Source organism: Pyxidicoccus fallax (assembly GCF_012933655.1).
Classification (GTDB): Bacteria; Myxococcota; Myxococcia; order Myxococcales; family Myxococcaceae; genus Myxococcus; species Myxococcus fallax.
Genome location: NZ_JABBJJ010000275.1, coordinates 1 through 16,774, shown reverse-complemented (window position 1 = coordinate 16,774; position 16,774 = coordinate 1). Strand labels below are relative to the sequence as shown.

14 protein-coding genes are annotated in these 16,774 nt (G+C 70.5%); 8 read left to right on the top strand and 6 right to left on the bottom strand.

All coding sequences use genetic code 11. The features are described 5' to 3' along the window. A partial coding sequence (locus tag HG543_RS39330; protein ID WP_369334971.1) for a tetratricopeptide repeat protein occupies positions 1-677 on the top strand: 677 nt, incomplete at its 5' end. On the opposite strand, the gene HG543_RS39325 is transcribed toward HG543_RS39330, so the two are convergent. The 3 genes from HG543_RS39325 to HG543_RS39315 all read right to left on the bottom strand — a co-directional run bounded on the left by HG543_RS39325 (position 661) and on the right by HG543_RS39315 (position 3,976). After that, positions 661-1,662 carry an RNA ligase (ATP) gene (locus tag HG543_RS39325; RefSeq protein WP_169350057.1) on the bottom strand — a complete coding sequence of 334 codons (1,002 nt, stop codon included), beginning with the start codon at positions 1,660-1,662 and terminating at the stop codon, positions 661-663. The genes HG543_RS39330 and HG543_RS39325 overlap by 17 nt on opposite strands. A 105-nt stretch (positions 1,663-1,767) precedes the next feature. After that, positions 1,768-2,709 (bottom strand): hypothetical protein, encoded by a 942-nt coding sequence (locus HG543_RS39320; RefSeq protein ID WP_169350056.1) that lies wholly within the window; start codon positions 2,707-2,709, stop codon positions 1,768-1,770. Between the two features lie 4 nt (positions 2,710-2,713). Then, positions 2,714-3,976, bottom strand: coding sequence for a hypothetical protein (locus HG543_RS39315; RefSeq protein ID WP_169350055.1), 1,263 nt, complete (start codon positions 3,974-3,976; stop codon positions 2,714-2,716). Between the two features lie 270 nt (positions 3,977-4,246). Here HG543_RS39315 and HG543_RS39310 point away from each other — a divergent pair, with 270 nt between their 5' ends. The 4 genes from HG543_RS39310 (at position 4,247) to HG543_RS39295 (ending at position 9,503) form a co-directional block, all read left to right on the top strand. After that, positions 4,247-6,550 carry a glycosyltransferase family 39 protein gene (locus HG543_RS39310; RefSeq protein ID WP_169350054.1) on the top strand — a complete coding sequence of 768 codons (2,304 nt, stop codon included), beginning with the start codon at positions 4,247-4,249 and terminating at the stop codon, positions 6,548-6,550. Next, positions 6,547-7,464, top strand: a complete 918-nt coding sequence (locus HG543_RS39305; RefSeq protein ID WP_169350053.1) for an ABC transporter ATP-binding protein — start codon at positions 6,547-6,549, stop codon at positions 7,462-7,464. Before HG543_RS39310 ends, HG543_RS39305 begins: the two co-directional genes overlap by 4 nt. Before the next feature lie 3 nt (positions 7,465-7,467). Further along, the gene (locus tag HG543_RS39300; protein ID WP_169350052.1) at positions 7,468-8,268 is read left to right on the top strand and encodes an ABC transporter permease subunit; all 801 of its coding nucleotides are present in this window, start codon (positions 7,468-7,470) and stop codon (positions 8,266-8,268) included. A gap of 194 nt (positions 8,269-8,462) precedes the next feature. Beyond that, complete coding sequence (locus HG543_RS39295) at positions 8,463-9,503, top strand: SPFH domain-containing protein (RefSeq protein WP_169350051.1); 1,041 nt, start codon at positions 8,463-8,465, stop codon at positions 9,501-9,503. Positions 9,504-9,656: 153 nt separating this feature from the next. On the opposite strand, the gene HG543_RS39290 is transcribed toward HG543_RS39295, so the two are convergent. Then, positions 9,657-11,423 carry a chromosome segregation protein SMC gene (locus HG543_RS39290; protein WP_169350050.1) on the bottom strand — a complete coding sequence of 589 codons (1,767 nt, stop codon included), beginning with the start codon at positions 11,421-11,423 and terminating at the stop codon, positions 9,657-9,659. A gap of 30 nt (positions 11,424-11,453) precedes the next feature. On the opposite strand from HG543_RS39290, the gene epmA reads away from it, so the two are divergent. The 3 genes from epmA to HG543_RS39275 are packed head-to-tail and all read left to right on the top strand — an operon-like array spanning position 11,454 to position 13,923. Then, positions 11,454-12,458 carry an EF-P lysine aminoacylase EpmA gene (epmA, locus tag HG543_RS39285; RefSeq protein WP_169350049.1) on the top strand — a complete coding sequence of 335 codons (1,005 nt, stop codon included), beginning with the start codon at positions 11,454-11,456 and terminating at the stop codon, positions 12,456-12,458. After that, positions 12,455-13,198 carry a 1-acylglycerol-3-phosphate O-acyltransferase gene (locus HG543_RS39280; protein WP_169350048.1) on the top strand — a complete coding sequence of 248 codons (744 nt, stop codon included), beginning with the start codon at positions 12,455-12,457 and terminating at the stop codon, positions 13,196-13,198. The genes epmA and HG543_RS39280 overlap by 4 nt, the downstream gene beginning before the upstream one ends. Continuing rightward, a complete protein-coding gene (locus tag HG543_RS39275; protein WP_169350058.1) occupies positions 13,198-13,923 on the top strand; it encodes an inorganic pyrophosphatase in 726 nt (241 codons plus the stop codon). The genes HG543_RS39280 and HG543_RS39275 overlap by 1 nt, the downstream gene beginning before the upstream one ends. Positions 13,924-13,978: 55 nt before the next feature. Here HG543_RS39275 and HG543_RS39270 read toward each other — a convergent pair whose 3' ends face one another. Together HG543_RS39270 and HG543_RS39265 are read right to left on the bottom strand one after the other, a co-directional pair. Then, the gene (locus HG543_RS39270; protein WP_169350047.1) at positions 13,979-15,442 is read right to left on the bottom strand and encodes a glycoside hydrolase family 6 protein; all 1,464 of its coding nucleotides are present in this window, start codon (positions 15,440-15,442) and stop codon (positions 13,979-13,981) included. Positions 15,443-15,611: 169 nt separating this feature from the next. Then, positions 15,612-16,774: TetR/AcrR family transcriptional regulator (locus HG543_RS39265; protein ID WP_211194456.1), on the bottom strand; the 1,163-nt coding region annotated here is incomplete at its 5' end.

Genomic DNA, 16,774 nt, shown 5'->3' with positions numbered 1-16,774 from the left:
CAGATGTGTATAAGCGACAGGAGCTGGAGGGCCCGGGTGGGGCCACGCACCTGACGGCCCTCTTCGTGCCGCGCGGCGACTGGGTGTACCGGCTCGTCTTCACGTGGCCCGCGGCGTACCCGGCCTACGAGGCGGTGGTGGACCGGATGGTGGCGGAACTGCGCTTCGGCGAGCCGGCGGTGCTGCGCGAGGCGCGGGCGCGGGCGCTGCTGGTGCCGGGCGCGCCGGGGCCGCTGCGCGCGCTGGGCGGGGTGCTGCGGCGCTGGGGCCTGCCGGAGGAGGCGGTGGCGCCGCTGGCGGACGCGGTGCGGCGGGCGCCCTCGCAGGTGGAGACGCGCGTGGAATTGGCGCGCGCCCTCTTCGAGGCGGGGCGGGTGGACGACGGGTGCCACGCGGCGGCGGAGGCCCAGGTCTACGGCCCCTCGGACACGGGGGCGCTGGAGGCCGGCGTGCGCTGTGAGCTGGCGCGGGGCGACGTGGCGCGCGCGCTGGCGCGGCTGGAGGAGGCGCGCAGGGTGGACCCGCGCGACGCGCGGCTGCGGGCCGCGGAGCTGGCGCTGCGGGCGGTGATGGAGGCGCCGGCCCCCACGGTGCTGGAGCCCGGGCGCTCCGAACCAGCAGGGCCCGGGCGCTCCGCGCCACCGGAGCGCCCGGAAACCCTCAGTCCTCGTCCTTGAGCAGGAAGTCGTTGTTGATGACCTTGAACGACAGCCTGCTGCCCGCGAGCGTGGGCGACAGCCGCTCGACGAGCGGCCTCACGACGATGCCCTCCTTGCGGTTCTTCGTGCCCGTGTAGAAGCCCTGGGCGAGCTTCAGGTAGTGCTCCAGGCCGTGGTCGAACGTCCGCGCCGCCTCGCCGGTGACGACATGCTCCACCGGCACGGTGCGCAGCCCGTGCTCCGCGCAGAAGGCGATGAACTCCGCGTGCCCCAGGAAGCGGCCCGCGCGGGTGTCATGGACGCTGAAGATGAACAGGTCCGGCTGCGTGAGGCCCAGGCGGTTCTTCTGGATGCCGGGGCCGCACAGCTCCCCCTGCACCGCGAAGCCCGGGGGCAGCACGGTGTCGAGCCTGTACCGCTCGGCCATGGCCCACAGCGGGTTCGTCCCGCGCTTCACCGCCCAGTTGCGCGAGCACGCCACCAGCTCGCCCTCCAGCGGCCGGAAGAAGGTCGCCGACGTCCCGTCCAGCTTCGTCGTCACGAAGAAGTCGAGCCCGCGAATCTCCTCGAGGACGCCCAGGGCCGACTGCAGGCGGATTTCATCCGTCCTCGGCACCTGGCCCGGGAAGGGCCCGGCGACACCGCTCCCGTCGGGCAGCGGCGGCTCGTACTTCACGACGCCGAGCGCGTCTCGCACGTCCGTCCCATGCGACGGCACCTCGCCGGGGAGGATGGACGTGGGCAGCGCGAGCCCCTGCGACAGCACGCCCCTCAGGCGCGCCGTCTTCACGCGGAAGCCCCTCGGCCGGAGGAACTCCGCCCACTCGCGGCCCTCGGGCAGCACGCTGTCGATTTCGAAGAAGACGCACGGGTCCCCGGCGGTGAACTCGCCCTTCTTCACCACCACGTCCCAGCCCATCACCCGGGCCTTGAGGATGTTGTCCGCTCCGGGAATGGGCTCCAGGTGGTCGATGCGCTGAATCGAGACGAGCTTTCTCTCCATGATGCCCTCCTTCCCGCCGGCGGCGTGCCGGGGCTCCCAGGAGACGGCGCTCCGCACCCGGACTGACAGGAGGCTACGCGAACGCTCCGACCAGGTGGAGCCGCCTCACCACCGCGCGCTGAAGGCGCGCACCGCGAGTCCCGCGCTCGCGGTCCACTCGCTGCGGCGGGCGAGCCCCGCGTCCCGGTGCGCGTAGGCGCCGGAGAGCTGGAGCACCACCGGCTGGTCGGCCACCGCGAGCAGCACGCGCTCCAGTCCCGCCTCGGCCCGCGCGCGGAAGAACGTCCCGTTATCGAGGCCGAGGCTCCACCCGGCCAGCCCCGACGCGCGCAGGGCCCACAGCCCGTCCCCGGACTCCAGGCCCGCGTCGAGCATCAGCGTCGTGAAGGGAGACACCGTGTGCTCGGCGCCGTCCCGCGAGCGCCGCAGCGTGTGGCTGGCCACGGGCCCCACGCCCAGCCACACGTGCTCCGTCTCGGAGCGAATCGGGTCCAGCAGCAGCCCCACGCGTCCGGTCTCCAGCGTCCAGCCGGGGCCTTCCCACACGCGCCGCTCCAGGTGCCCCAGGCGTGGCGCCAGCGTCACGTCGAAGGGGAAGGGGAGGCGCAGCGGGCGCGCGGTGGGCACGAGGATGAAGCCCTCCTCCAGGTGCCGGCGCAGCGTGGCGTCGTACGCGGTGAAGGTGAGGCCACGCCGCGCGCCGCCCCAGGCGTCCAGGCCGAGCAGGCGGTGGCTGTTGAACCAGGGCGTGCCCTTGCTCCTGCTCGTGCGCCCGGTGCGGAGGTGCACGCCCGCGCGCAGCGAGGTCGCCCCGGTTCCGTCCCGGACACGGAGGCCCGTGCCCAGCACCAGTCCGTCCCCCGGGTCGAAGCAGATGGGATAGGGCTCACCGCGCGCGTCCAGTGGGAGGCACGGAGTGGTATCCGGCTCCCGGGGGGCGTGCGCCTTGCGCATTGAAGGAGCCGCGCGCACTGGAGGCTCCGCGTGCGCGTCACGCTCCGGTGCCTCCGTCGCGGTGAGCAGCAACGCCAGTCCGAGCGCGAGCACGCGGCTACTCCCCCACGTCCGGGGCCTTCGGCGCCGAGCGGCGCGCCGGAGCCCACAGCGAGTAGCGCAGCCCCGCGGCGGCGGACCACTCCCACCGCGCCGGCACGTTCGCCAGGTCCTCGCGCCACGCGCCGCGCCCGTCCACCACGAGGCTCAGCGGCTGGTCATTGATGGCCAGGAGGATGAACTCGTAGCCGGCGCTCACGCGCAGCCGCTCCGGACGCAGCGGGCGGCCCTCCACCCTCTGGGCCAGCAGCACCTTCTCCGCCTCCACGCCCAGGCGCAGGTGGTGGAACCCATCCCGGTCCAGCGTCAGGTCACCCTCCAGCACCGCGCCCGGCACCAGCGTGGTGAACCCATTCTTGTAGTCGCGCTCCACGGACGGACCGGCGCGCACGCGCACGTAGGACACCAGGTCCTTCGAGTGCCACAGGTCCAGCGTCGCGTGCACCGCGCCCCAGGTGAGGAACCCCGCCTCCGTGGCACCGCGCTCCAGTTCCTCCGCGTGCAGCACCTCCATCCACAGGCCCAGGTTGATGTCGATGTCGTACCGCCGGGGCTTGCCGAAGAACGTCGTCACCCGGAACAACGGCTCCTTGCGCTCCACGCTGAAGTCGTAGCGCATCAGCGTGCTGTCGAAGCCGGCCAGGTCCCCCAGGTACAGCTCCGTCTCGATGAAGCGGAGCCGGTGCAGGCGCCGCCCCTCGCCGGGAATCTCCACCGCGATGCCGAAGTCCGCGCGCATCCGCCCCGCTGCATCGCCCTCGCGCCACAGCGGTGCCCACGCGCCGCCCAGCCAGAGGCGCCGGTTCAGGTCGAAGTTGAACTGCATCACCCGTCCGCGCTCGTCGCGGTACCAGCCGGGGGGCGCCTCGGCGACCGCGGGCTCCAGCCGGTACGTCTTCAGCAGCGCCGCGTCCGGGGTATGGAACTCCTCTGTACATGCCCTCACCCGCTCCAGCGGGCGCTCCGTTTCCTGGCCCTCGGCGTCCCTCTCGTACCTCGGTGCCACCAGGCACCGCCGCGCCTTGGCGTCACACTGGGCCCGCCACTGGCCGGAGGGCACCTCCTTCGTCGGGGGCAACCTCAGGCAGACCTTGGGGGCGTACCAGTCCTGCCGGGGCAGGGGAGAGGCGGGTGGCTGTATGACGGGCGGCTCCGCGGGCTCCACCCGGAGCACGGGCAGGACATCCGCCACCCGAGCCTCCTCGCCTTCCGTCTGTGCGAGCAGGAGGGCACAACCCAGGGCCACCGCTGGAACGAGCATGAGGTCTCCTCGACGTCACGGCCCGGGGCGAAAGAAGTCGGGAAGGGCCGGCGGTGGCGGCCGTTACAAGGCCCGTGCCCCCGGCGGCCGGGCGTGCTTTCGCGGGGTTGGACTCTCCCCCTGTGCAACCTCCTGCACAATGGCGCGCAACCGGGCACACGGCGGTCGCATTGGCGGTGGTCGACCGGCGGGGGCGAGGGGGATATAAGTCCGCGGCCCGTCCCCATGGCGCGGGCCAACCGCCCGAAACGACTCAAGGAGCTTCAGCCCGTGGCGAGCGAAGGCGAACAGCAGCGCGAGCAGACCTTCACCGAGGCCATCCTCGGGAAGGAGACCCTCTCGGCGAAGTGGATGTCGCGGTGGCACGCGCTGCCGTTCAGCGCGCGCGTCGTGCTGGCCACGGCCGGCTTCGCGGCCCTCATCTTCCTGCCCTACCTCGGGGCGGTGGGCCTCTGGGACTGCTGGGAGACGCACTACGGCGAGGTGGCGCGGATGATGATCGTCCGCCGCGACTATGTGTACCCGTACTGGGAAGGCTCCTGGTTCTTCTCCAAGCCGCCCCTCACCATGTGGATGCAGGCGCTGGGGATGCAGGTGGCGGGCACGGTGAACACCGACGGGGCGCTGGCCCTGTTCACCGAGTGGGGCATGCGAATGCCCTTCGCCCTCCTGAGCATCACCGCGGTGGCGCTGCTGTCGCTGGCGGTGGCGCGGGTGGTGAGCCGGCGCGCGGGTCTGGCCACCGGCTTCATCCTGGCCACCATGCCGCTGTACTTCCTGCTCACGCGGCAGACGGTGACGGACACGCCCTTCGTCACCACGTTCATCTGCGCCATGGCGTGCGCGCTCATCGGTCAGCTGGATGAGACGACGAAGCACCGCTCCGCGTGGTGGTACGGCTTCTACTTCTTCGCCGGCCTGTCCACGCTGGCCAAGGGCCTGCTCGGCGTGGGCCTGCCCGCCGTCATCCTCGTGCTGTACGCGGCGCTGGCCGTCATCCCCTGGGACGGCGCCAGCATCGACGCGCACCTCAAGTGGCTGATGGACCGCGGCTTCCGCAAGGACGTGCGCGAGGGCCGCCGGCCCATGCCGGTGCTGTGGGGCCAGATGTTCCGGATGCACCTGGGCACCGGCATCCTCGTCTTCCTCGCGGTGGCGGCGCCCTGGTACCTCACGATGTCCCTCTTCGAGAGCGTGGACGACGAGGGCAAGCTCTTCTGGTACCGCTTCTTCGTCCACGACCACCTGAACCGCCTCACCGCGGGCGTGCACACCACGACGCCGGGCGGCACCTTCATCTACTTCATCGAGCAGGGTGGCTACGCCATCTTCCCCTGGGTGGCCCTGCTGCCCGGCGCCTTCGCGGTGGTGGCGCGCCTCAAGCTGCGCTCGGAGAAGAAGGCGGACCACCTGGCCATCATCGCGGTGCTGTGGGTGGCCTTCTCCTTCTGGCTGCTGGCCTCCAGCGCCACCAAGTTCCACCACTACGTCTTCCCGGTGCTGCCGGGCATGGCCATCCTGCTGGCCCTCTTCGCGGACCGGCTCTGGGAGGAGGGCATCTCCGCGCACGCGGTGAGCCTCATCTTCGGCCTCGTCCTCTTCGTGCTGGTGGGCAAGGACCTGTCGGAGAACCCGAAGCACTTCACCGACCTGTTCGTCTACAACTACGACCGGCCCTATCCGCAGGAACTGGTGTCCAAGCCCATCGCCTTCTTCGCCTCGCGCCCGCTGTGGACGGGGGACCTGGTGACGCTGGTGCTGCTGGCCTTCGGCGTGTACCTGTCCTTCGACGCCTTCGCGCCGAGCGCGAAGAACAAGGCGACGCCGGGCTCTCGCGCGGTGGCGCTGCTGCTGCTGCTGTTGGGTGTGGCCTCGCTGGGCGCGGTGGCGTCGCAGGCGCAGGTGTCCATGACGGCGCTGGTGGGCGTGGCGCTGGTGGGCGTGGCCGGCTTCCTGGGCTGGCAGTCCACGCGGCCGGGGACGGAGGGCCGCTCCAGCCTGCAGACGGTGGCGGGCCTGCTGGCGGTGGCGGGCGTGGCGCTCGCGGCGCGCGGCTTCCGCAACCCGGTGGCGGAGGACTCGCTGCTCAACGCGCTGAAGGAGCCCGTCAACATCAAGTCGTCCCTGGGCTTCACCTTCGCGGTGGCCGGCGCCATGGCGGTGGTGGCGTCGCTGATGCGCGCGCGGGTGATGCTGTTCGGCACCTTCTGGGCGCTCGCGGCGGGCGTGGCCCTCTGGTTCAACTGGAGCCACTGGGTGGACCTGTCCCACCACTGGACGCAGCGCGACCTCTTCTGGCGCTACTACGCGCAGCGCAAGGCGGACGAGCCCATCGTCGCGTACATGATGAACTGGCGCGGTGAGACGCTCTACTCGAGCAACACGGTGGAGCAGTACCGCACCAGCGACGCCAACACCCGGATGCGCAACCTGGCCGCGCGGCCCGGCCGCGAGTGGGTGCTGGTGGAGCACACCCGCCTCAACCTGCTGCGCAACGCGGTGGGCTCCGACAAGGTCGTCACCCCCATCGACCGGGACATCAACAACAAGTTCGTCCTGGTGACCGTCGATTGAGCGGCATCCTCGTCGAAGGTCTTGGCAAGCGCTTCGGCGAGCGCACCGCCGTGGAGGGGCTCACCTTCCACGTGCGGCCCGGCGAGGTGTTCGGCCTGCTCGGGCCCAACGGCGCCGGGAAGACCACCACGGTGCGCATGCTCACCGGCCTCCTTCGTCCCAGCGAGGGCGAGGCCAGCGTGTGGGGCCACCGGGTGGACCGGGACGGTGAGGCGCTGCGCAAGGTGGTGGGCCTGCTCACGGAGCAGCCCGGCCTCTACGACAGGCTCACCGCGCGGGAGAACCTGCGCTTCTTCATGAAGCTGCACGAACTGGACGAGGCCCAGGCGTGGCCCCGCGCCATGCACTACCTGGAGCGCTTCGGGCTGGGCGGGCGCGAGGCGGAGCCGGTGGGCGGCTTCTCCAAGGGCATGCGCCAGAAGCTGGCCATCGTCCGCACGCTGGTGCACGACCCGCGCGTCATCTTCCTGGACGAGCCCACCAGCGGGTTGGACCCCGAGTCCGCGCGCACGGTGCGCGACTCGGTGGCGGAGCTGGCGTCGGAGGGGCGCACCATCGTCCTGTGCTCGCACAACCTGGCGGAGGTGGAGCGCCTGTGCGAGCGCGTGGCCGTGGTGAAGCGGCGCCTGCTGGCCATGGGGCCGGTGAAGGAGCTGCGGCGGGCGGGGCACGCGCTGGACGTGCGCGTGGAGGGGGAGGCGGAGCGCTTCCGCAACGTGCTGGTGTCGCTGCCCTTCGCGCCCAACGTGCTGGCGGAAGGGGCGCGGCTGCGCGTCATGCTGGCGGACGAGGCGCACGCCCCGGAGGTGGTGGCGTGCCTGGTGGGCGCGGGCGCGCGGGTGCACAGCGCGGTGCCGGCCCAGCGGCCGCTGGAAGAGGTCTACCTGGAGCTGTTGCGCGAGGGGAGGGGGTAGTCCATGGCGTTTCGTCCCCGGCGGGCCCTGGCGGTGTTCTGGAAGGACTTCCTGGACCTGCGCAAGAACGTGGGCCTCCTGGTGTCCATGGCGGTGCTGCCCACCGTCATGGTGCTGGTGCCCATTGGCGTCGTCTGGTCCTACGTGCGCACGCCCAACCACGCGGACCTGCGCAGCGTGGCGCTGTTCTATGACCCCACGCTGCCTTTGGGCGCGAGCGCGGCGCGCTTCCTCATCGACAAGACGCTCACCGACTGGTTCGGCATGTTCCTGGTGATGCCGGTGTTCGTCCCCATCCTCGTCGCGTCGCAGAGCGTGGCGGGCGAGAAGGAGCGGCGCACGCTGGAGCCGCTCCTGGCCTCGCCGGTGACGGCCGCGGAGTTGGTGACGGGCAAGAGCCTGGCGGCGCTGGTGCCCGCGGTGGCGATTACGTGGGTGGCCTTCGTCTTCTTCTGCGTGGGCGTGGACATCGTCGCGTGGCCGCTGGTGAAGATGCCGCTGATGCCGGACGCGCTGTGGACGTTCGGCGTGTTCGTCATCGCCCCCCTGTTCGCCTTCTTCGGCAACGGCGTGGCGGTGCTCATCTCCGCGCGGGTGAGCGAGGCGCGCATGGCGCAGCAGCTGGCCGCGCTGGTGGTGCTGCCCATCGTCGGAATGGTGGGAGGGCAGGTGGCCGGCTTCCTCAAGGCGGGGCTCGGCTACTACGCCCTCCAGGGCGCGGTGGTGCTGGTGCTGGACGCCATCCTCCTGTGGGCCAGCATCCGCCTGCTGGACCGCGAGCGATTGGTGAGCCGCTGGGGCTGACGTCCGTTACCCTGTGTTTTCAAGCCGCCCGGCTGGCGTGCGGCTAGGCAAAGGCCAGTGAAACTGGCATCTTACGAGCAGGCAGGCGGGCGAAAGCGGGCGTGTTTTCGTCCGGCGTGCCACGTTCTTAAGAGGATTGGGTGGCGGTGCGGGTTGACCGGCTGCCGACGCGGCCACGGAGGCGCTGACTAGCAATGGGTATCTTCGATTCCATCAAGGGCGAGGCGAAGCGCAACTTCATTGCCCGTGCGGACACGGCGAAGGGCGAGATCATCTACAAGTATCCGGAGAACAACGTCCGGATGATGACTCAGCTCACCGTCGACGCGGACGAGGTCGCCCTCTTCGTGAAGGACGGCAAGGTGGAGGGCAAGCTCGGGCCCGGCCGCCACTCGCTGGACACCAACAACATCCCGTTCCTGTCGCGGCTGCTGGAGAAGTTCACCGGCGGCAACCTCTTCGTCTCGGAGGTCTTCTTCGTCTCGGTGCGCGAGTTCGCCGGGGTGAAGTTCGGCGGTCCCATCGGTGACGTGAGGGATCCGGAGACGGGCCTGGGCATCGGCACCATGGTGTACGGCGACTTCTCCATCCGCGTGACGGACCCGGAGAAGCTGGTGGTGGGCCTCGTCGGCATGGGCCGCACCGGCAACGACGAGCTGCTCCAGTGGTTCAAGAGCCAGGTGCTCAAGGTGACGAAGGACCGCATCGCCGAGCTGCTGGTGAAGAAGCGCTGGCCGCTGCTGGACGTGACGAGCGGCGCGTACACGGAGGAAATCGAGACCGAGGTCATCGGCGGGCTGAAGCCGCACGTGGACACCTACGGCCTCACCGTGGTGCGGATGGGCAACTTCCACATCAGCATCAAGCCGGAGGACGAGGCGACGCTGAAGAAGCTGTCCAAGGACGTGGCGTACTCGCGCCTGGCCGGTGGCTTCCAGCAGTACGCGCAGGGGCAGGCGATGCTGGGTGCCGCCGAGGGCATGGCCAAGGGCGGCGAGGGCTCCGGCAACGCGCTGGGTGGCATGGGCATGGGCATGGGCTTCGGCATGGCCCAGCAGTTCATGAACATGAACAACCAGCAGCACCAGCAGCAGCCCCCGCCCCAGGCGGCGCCTCCCGCCGACACGCGCAGCCCCGCGCAGCGCCTGAAGGAGATCAAGGAGCTGAAGGACGCGGGCGTGCTCTCCGACGAGGAGTACAACGCCAAGCGCGCGGAGCTGATGAAGCTGCTGTAACGCAGGGCTCACTGCGCGGCTGATGCGAAGGCCTCCGTCTCCGAAGGGGACGGAGGTTTTTTCGTGCCCGGAGCCCGGGGGCGCGGCCGCGTGCGTGTCTCGCCGGGAGCTTCGCGGGCCGGGCAGGCGCCCCGGTGAGCCTCCCCTCGCGGCTCAGCGGCCGTCGCCGCTGCCCGACTGCGGTACCGGGCCCTTCTGCTCGGGCTGGGGCGTGAACTCCTCCAGACCTGGAGGAGGCGGCGGCTGGGTGAAGTCCTCCAGGCCCGGGGCGGCCGGGAGGATGGCGTCCTCCACGCCCTCCAGGTTGAGCTTCATGGGCACCTGCAGCGTGGTGCCCAGGCGCAACAGCAGCACGTCCGGCTCGATGCCCTTCTCGCCGATGGCCTCGGCCACCTCGCGCGCGGACAGCGCGTTGCCCCTGGCCCACAGCTCCTTGAGGAACGCGCCGGACTGCGGCGAGCGCCACCACGCCGGGCCGAAGCGCGCCTTGAGCTGGGCCTGCAGCTGGCCCGCGAGGAACCACGCGCGGAAGTTGTCCGCGGACTGGAAGAAGTCCTCCTGGTCCACGAGGTAGCGCACGACGTCCTCGTTCGTCATCGGGATGTCGTCCGTGCGCGACATGATTTCGCGGTACAGCTCCTGCGGGTCCGCGTCCGCGCGCCGGTGCAGCTCCAGCTGGTACAAGAGCCGCCCCGCCGCATGCCGGATGAGGTACAGCTTGTGCGCGCTGGAGGCCGCCAGGTACTTCGCGCGTTGCTCGCCCGCCACGCCCGCGTGCTCCTCCAGCCACACCGGGTCCTCCACCAGGTCCGCGAAGAGCGCCGAGTACGCCTTGCCCACCGTGGGGTTGCCCAGCCGCGACAGCTCGAAGCGCGGCTCCTTCGTGAAGGCCACGTGCAGCACGTGGCCGAACTCGTGCAGCACCCGTCCCTGGTGCAGCACGCCCGTGCCCGGCTTGAAGGACAGCCGCACGTCGTCCGGCACCCGCACCGCCAGCGCCAGCGGGCGCGAGTTCTTCCCCTGGATGTCACGTGAATCAATCTTCACGTTGGGCATCTCGGAGAGGTCGATACCCATGCCCGACAGCGTGCCGTGCGCCTTGAGCAGCGACTCGCCCTTGGGAAAGGCGTCCTCCACCTCGCGCGAGCGGAACAGCCGGGGCATGTCCGCGCGGGTGATGTCCTTGAAGGGCATGCCCAGCTCGCGCTGGCTCAGCCGCTCCATGACGACGCGGTACGGCCCCTGCGTGGCCTCGAGGATTTCCTCCGCCAGCACGCTCAGCCGCCCCAGGTCCGCCTGCCGCAGCTCGCTGCCGAAGGCCTCGTACGAGGCGAAGCCCAGCTCGCGCACCAGCTCCTCGGCGCGCTCCTCGCGGCGCCGCAGCGTCTGGTTGAGCCGCTCAATCGCCGGCGTGGCCGCGGCGTACATGGCCCGCCGCTTCGTCACCGAGCGCTCGTTGGCGAGCAGCTTCTCCAGATTCCGGTAGCGCAGCTCCTTGCCCTCCACCGTGAAGGTGAGGGACGCCTCCAGGTTGGCCGCCGCGTCGTTGAACTCGGCCAGCGCGCGCGAGAGGTACTCGCCCGCGAAGTGCGAGTGCAGCGCGGTGAGGGCGCGCACCTCGCGCGGGTCCTGCGTGAGCTGCCGCAGCCGGTCGATTTTGCGGATGTTCTCGATGCTGAAGAGCGTCTCCTTGCCCACGTACGTCCCGGCGACGTCCACGTGGCGGCCCTCCGTCCAGAACACCCAGACGAGCCGGTGCTGCGCCTCCAGGAGCGCCTCCGCCTGCGTGGACAAATCCTTCACGTCGGCGGCGAGCTGCTGCTGCTCGGAGAGCGCCCGCCGGGCATCGGCTGGCGGACCTTTGGGACAGGCGCTGATGCAGAAGGCAACAGCGAGCAGCAGGGGAATCCTTGGGTGCATGTGGTGCCTCATGTTACTTCCGCGCCGCCCATGCCCAACCTTTCTCAATGGCGGGCCGCCCGGGGCCGACAGGCCCTCTACTCCGCCCTGCGACGTTTCTTCGCCGCCCATGGCTACCTGGAGGTGGAGACGCCACTGCTCGTCCCTGCTCCCGGCATGGAGCCGCACATCAACGCCTTCGAGGCCGGCTTCATCCCGGAAACCGACGTCGGTCGCGCTCGCACCCTCTACCTCCACACCAGCCCCGAGTACGCGATGAAGCGCCTGCTCGCCGACGGGGCCGGGCCCCTCTTCCAAATCTGCAAGGTGTTCCGGAACGGCGAGGTGTCCCCCACGCACAACCCGGAATTCACGATGCTGGAGTTCTACCGCCCCCAGGCGGACTACCACGGCATCATGGCGGACCTGGAGGGCGCGCTCGCGGAGGCCGGGCGCTCGGCCACCGAGGGTGAGCCCGGCGCGGACCCCGCCTTCTTCACGCGTACTCCCTACGAGCGGCTCACCGTGCGTGACGCCGTGCTGCGCGCCACCGGCGTGGACATCCGCGAGCACGCGGACGGGCCCTCGCTCAAGCGCGCCGCCGAGGCCGTGGGCGTGCGCACCGGCGACGCGGAGGCCTTCGACGACGTCTTCTTCCACCTCTTCCTGCAGAAGGTGGAGACCGGGCTGGGGCACGAGCGCCCGACCTTCCTCATCGAGTACCCGGCGTCCATGGCGGCGCTATCCCGCCTGAAGCCCGGAGACCCGGCCGTGGCCGAGCGCGTGGAGCTGTACGCCAAGGGGCTGGAATTGGCGAATGGGTTCTCAGAGCTGACAGACCCGACAGAGCAGCGAACTCGGTTGGTGGAAGAACAGGAACTCAGGCGGCGGCTGGGGCGGTCCGTGTATCCACTGGACGAGCGGTTCCTTGACGCGGTAGGCCGAATGCCGCCCTCGGCGGGTATCGCCGTGGGGCTCGACCGAATCCTGATGTTGCTGCTCGGGGTCCAGCGCATCTCGGACGTCCTCCTGTTCCCCGCTCACGAGTTCGTGTGATTCGAAAGCTCCTGCAGACGGCATTCGCCGGGACGGCGGCGGTGGGGCTCACGGGGACGTTCTCCGCCGTGGTGTCCGCGCTGTCGCTGCGGGAGGACCCGGACGCCGCGGACCAGGCGCTGCACACGTGGGCCCAGCTGGTGCTGGCGTCGGCGGGCGTGCGGCACGAGGCGGTGGGGCTGGAGAACATCCCCCAGGACGGCCATGTCGTCTTCGTGTGCAACCACCAGTCGCACTACGACGCGATGGTGAACTTCGCGCACATCCGCAAGCACACGCGGTACGTGGCCAAGGCGGAGCTCTTCAAGATACCGGTGTTCGGCGCGGCGCTCCGGCGCTCGGGCAACATCCCCGTGGAGCGCACGGGGGGCGGGGGAGACAGGGCCCGCCTGTCCGAGGCGGCGCGGGCGGTGCGCGAGCGGGTGAGCGTGCTCTTCTTCGCCGAGGGCACGCGCAGCGAGGACGGCCTGTTGCGGCCGTTCAAGAAGGGGGCGGCGGCGCTCGCCATCCAGGCGGGCGTGCCAGTGGTGCCCATGGCCGTGTCAGGGACACGGCTCATTCTTCCCAAGGGGGGTAGGGCGGTGCGGTGGGGCCAGCGCGTGACGCTGGTGGTGGGCAAGCCCATCTCCACCGAGGGCCTGACGATTCAGGACCGCGAGGCGCTCACGCGCCAACTGGAAGACGCGGTCGCCGGACTCTATGCCGAGGCGTGTAGGCGCTCGGGAGACGTACCATCATGATGAAGAAGCCCGTACAGACCACGTCGCAGGCGCATCCCTGGCACGGCATCACGCCGGGCGATGACGCCCCATCCATCGTCACTGCGTACATCGAGATCGTCCCCACGGATGCCGTGAAGTACGAGCTGGACAAGGAGTCCGGCATCCTGAAGCTGGACCGTCCGCAGCGCTTCAGCAGCCAGTGCCCCACGCTCTACGGGTTCATCCCGCAGACGTACTGCGACGAGATGGTGGCGAAGCGCTGCGCCGAGCGCACGGGCATGAGGGACATCCGCGGCGACGGCGACCCGATTGATATCTGCGTGCTGACGGAGAAGGTCATCTCCAGCGGCAACCTGCTGGTGCGCGCGGTGCCCATCGGCGGCTTCCGGATGGTCGACGGCAACGAGGCGGACGACAAAATCATCGCGGTGCTGGAGTCGGACCTGGTGTACGGCGAGCTGCAGCACATCGCGCAGCTGCCGCGCGCGCTGCTGGACCGGCTCAAGCACTACTTCCTCACGTACAAGCAGATTCCGGGCGAGGGGAAGCGCAGCGTGGAGATCGCCGAGGTCTACGACCAGCCCGAGGCCATCGAGGTCATCAAGCGCAGCATGAAGGACTACGAGCGGCTCTACGGCCCCAAGCCCACGATGACGATGAGCCGCGCGCGGCCTGCGCGTCCTGCCGGGAAGACCGTCAGCGGCAGCGGCAAGAGCAAGGCGCGCACCCGCGCCAACTCCTGAAGCCCGCGTGCCGCGTGGGCGGTGCCAGCGCACCTGGCACCGCCTCGCCGCGAGCTCAGGTGCCGTCGATGAGGCGAATCGCCAGGTCGGGGCTGAACGTCCCGGCCGGCGTCCCCGGGGCGATGCCGCACTGGCCATCCGAATCACCCGGGACCTTCACCCACAGGAGCAGCTCCGCGCCGCCGCCAATCTGCGAGGGCGTGCCGAGCTTGCGGCCCGCGGGGTTGCACCACTCCCCGTTGGAGCCGTTGCCATTGCGGCTGGTGTCCACCACGAAGGGCCGCGTGTAGCCGTAGCGGTTGTTGAGCGCGGTGTTGACGGCCGACGCGTACGCGGCGGACTCCGAGACGCTGTAGAAGTTCGACACGTTGAGGGCGAAGCCCCGGATGTTGCGCACGCCGGCGGACTCCAGCCGCTGCGCCATGGTGTCCGCGGCAATCCACCGGGCGTTGCCGCCGTCGAGATAGGCCCACGTGTTCGGCGCGAGGTCGCGGATCCGCTCGGTGGCGTAGCGCAGCAGGCCGAGCCGCGTCTGCCGCTCGGCGTCGTTCGGCAGGCAGTCCAGCTGGGCCACGGCGTCCGGCTCGATGATGACGATGGCGGGACGGGCGCCGAGGCCGGCGGCGAACCCGTTGATCCACGCGCGGTAGGCCTCCGGGCTGCCCGCGCCGCCACCGGAGTGGCTGCCGCAGTCGCGTCCCGGGATGTTGTAGGTCACGAGCACCGGCAGCTTGTCGGCGGCGTCCGCGGCGGCGACGAAGCTGGAGACGGCGCTGGTGATGTCGCCGCTCCAGTTGCCGAACCAGCGCGCCCCGGGCTTGCTGGCGATGGCGGACTGGATGCGGGACGCGCGCGAGTCACCGCTGTTGGCGCGCACCCAGCTGGCGGGGTTGGAGTTCGGGTCGACGTAGAAGCCATTGGTCATCGCCAGCGGCCCGGTGCCGGGGTTGGGGTTGTTCCCCGTGCTGAGCGAGATGTCGTCCAGGAACACCGAGAAGGCTCCGGCGCGGCCGCCGAGCTGGAAGGTGACCTGACCCGCGGCGGTGGCCAGTGACGAGGTGAACGGGAACGAGAAGCGCCGGGGCGTGGCGTCCAGCGTGATGCGCTGGTCCAGCGGCGCGGTGTACGGCGCGCTTCCCAGCTGCACCGTGGCGCGGACGGTGGCGCTCGCCGAGGCCGAGGCGGTGAACGACAGCGTATAGGCCTGTCCGTTCACCAGGGCGATGCCGTCCTGGCCGATGGGCGCGTCCCACGGGTTGACGGTGCCGCCGGCCACGTCCACGCGCAGCCTGCCCGCGTCCACGCGCGACGACGTGTTGGGCCCGCTCCACCAGGGAGCCGTCGTCGTTCCATTGAAGTTGCCGTTGACGACCAGCTCGGTCAGCGCAGAGGCCTGGGAGCCCACGGGCTCGGGCGAGGAGTCGGTGGGCGCCGGACCACAGGCGGACGCCGCGAGCGTCAGCAGGGCCAGGGTGAGGCGAGAGAGGGATTGAGGACTGTCATTGCGATGGATTGACACGAGCCGGACCTCCGCCCGCTGCCGGACGCCGGAGTGACGTCCAGGGGTGGCGCGGGCCTGTCACGACGGGCGCGGGGGCACACCGTCGGTCGCAGCATGGTGGCAGGAGTTACTGGATATACAAGCATTGCAGCGAGCCCGGACTCTTACCGCCAGCTTCAATCCTTTCTCAGGAAAGTCGGGTAGGGGCCTGGCGTGTGACGTCTTGGATGGAGGGCTGCAACAGCGGGGTGAAAGTCGCGTTGCGCAACATCACGCCCGACTCATCCAGGACGCCGTAAGGCCCTGCACGGAGCAGGGCGCCGCCTGGCGAAGCTCGGACCGGAGCGGCGCACGCAGCAAGGGGCGCGAGCACGCTCTCGCGCTGGAGGGCGTGTCCCGCTCCCGTCGCTTCGAGCGCTGCAGTCCCGGAGTCGCGGGCCGTTGATGCCTCCCCAAGCCCCAGACCCGAGAGCGGAGTCCCCACGCTGCTCGCACCCGAGTCTTCGGTTCCGGGCGCTTCCAGCGTTGCTGCGCCTGGCGGCGACGCGCCCGGCCCACCAGGCACCGAGCCTTCTGTCGCAGCCTCCTCCTCCAGAGGAATCGACGCGCCTGGCTCATCTGTCGCCGAGCCTTCCGTCGCAGCTTCCTCCAGCGAAGGAGTCCCCGCGCCTTCCGCGTCGGTGCCTTCGGTGCCATCGCGCTCCGACGGAGGCGTTCGCCCACTTCCGGCACCGCGGTTCTCCTCCGCCGCCAGCGCCTTCCAGAGCACTCGCCCCATGGGCTTGACGTTCTCCAGCGCGTCCTGCTCGTCCCCCCGCGCCACCGCCCGCACCAGCTCTGCCAGCGCGCCCCAGATGAGCCCCTCACCTACCCGCACGCTTCCGGGCGCCAGCGCTCCCACGCGCTCACCGTGCGCCAGCACCTCCCGCACCAGCTCCCGTGCCTGATTGCCCAAGGCCTCCGGCTCCAGCGAATCCGGATGCCAGTGCATGAAGGTGAAATGGAACAGCTCCGGCTTTCTCGTCGCGCACCACGCCAGCTCCTCCCAGAAGACATCGAAGGCCTCGCGGAAGCTGCCTTCCGGTCGCTCCAGCACCATCTCGAAGCCTCCACGCGCGATGCGGCAGACGTCGCCCTCGGCCCACTGGCGCACCTCCTGCGCGAAGCCCGCCTTGCTGCCATGGCGCCGGTAGAAGCTGCCCACCGACATACCTCCCGCCCTCGCCAGCTCCTCAGCGCGCACGTGGCCGTAGCCACGCTCGGCCAGCGCCGTCGCCGACTCGCGCAGCGCCACCTCGTACAGATGCTCCGGGCCCCACCACATCCCCATCGAAGTCCACGTCCCCATCC

Excerpts from the sequence above, each read along its gene's own strand:
- HG543_RS39325 (WP_169350057.1), bottom strand. The coding sequence starts at position 1,662 with ATGGAGAGAAAGCTCGTCTCGATTCAGCGCATCGACCACCTGGAGCCC.
- HG543_RS39315 (WP_169350055.1), bottom strand. The coding sequence starts at position 3,976 with ATGCTCGTTCCAGCGGTGGCCCTGGGTTGTGCCCTCCTGCTCGCACAG.
- HG543_RS39300 (WP_169350052.1), top strand. The coding sequence starts at position 7,468 with ATGGCGTTTCGTCCCCGGCGGGCCCTGGCGGTGTTCTGGAAGGACTTC.
- HG543_RS39295 (WP_169350051.1), top strand. The coding sequence starts at position 8,463 with ATGGGTATCTTCGATTCCATCAAGGGCGAGGCGAAGCGCAACTTCATT.
- HG543_RS39290 (WP_169350050.1), bottom strand. The coding sequence starts at position 11,423 with ATGCACCCAAGGATTCCCCTGCTGCTCGCTGTTGCCTTCTGCATCAGC.
- epmA (WP_169350049.1), top strand. The coding sequence starts at position 11,454 with ATGCCCAACCTTTCTCAATGGCGGGCCGCCCGGGGCCGACAGGCCCTC.
- HG543_RS39275 (WP_169350058.1), top strand. The coding sequence starts at position 13,198 with ATGAAGAAGCCCGTACAGACCACGTCGCAGGCGCATCCCTGGCACGGC.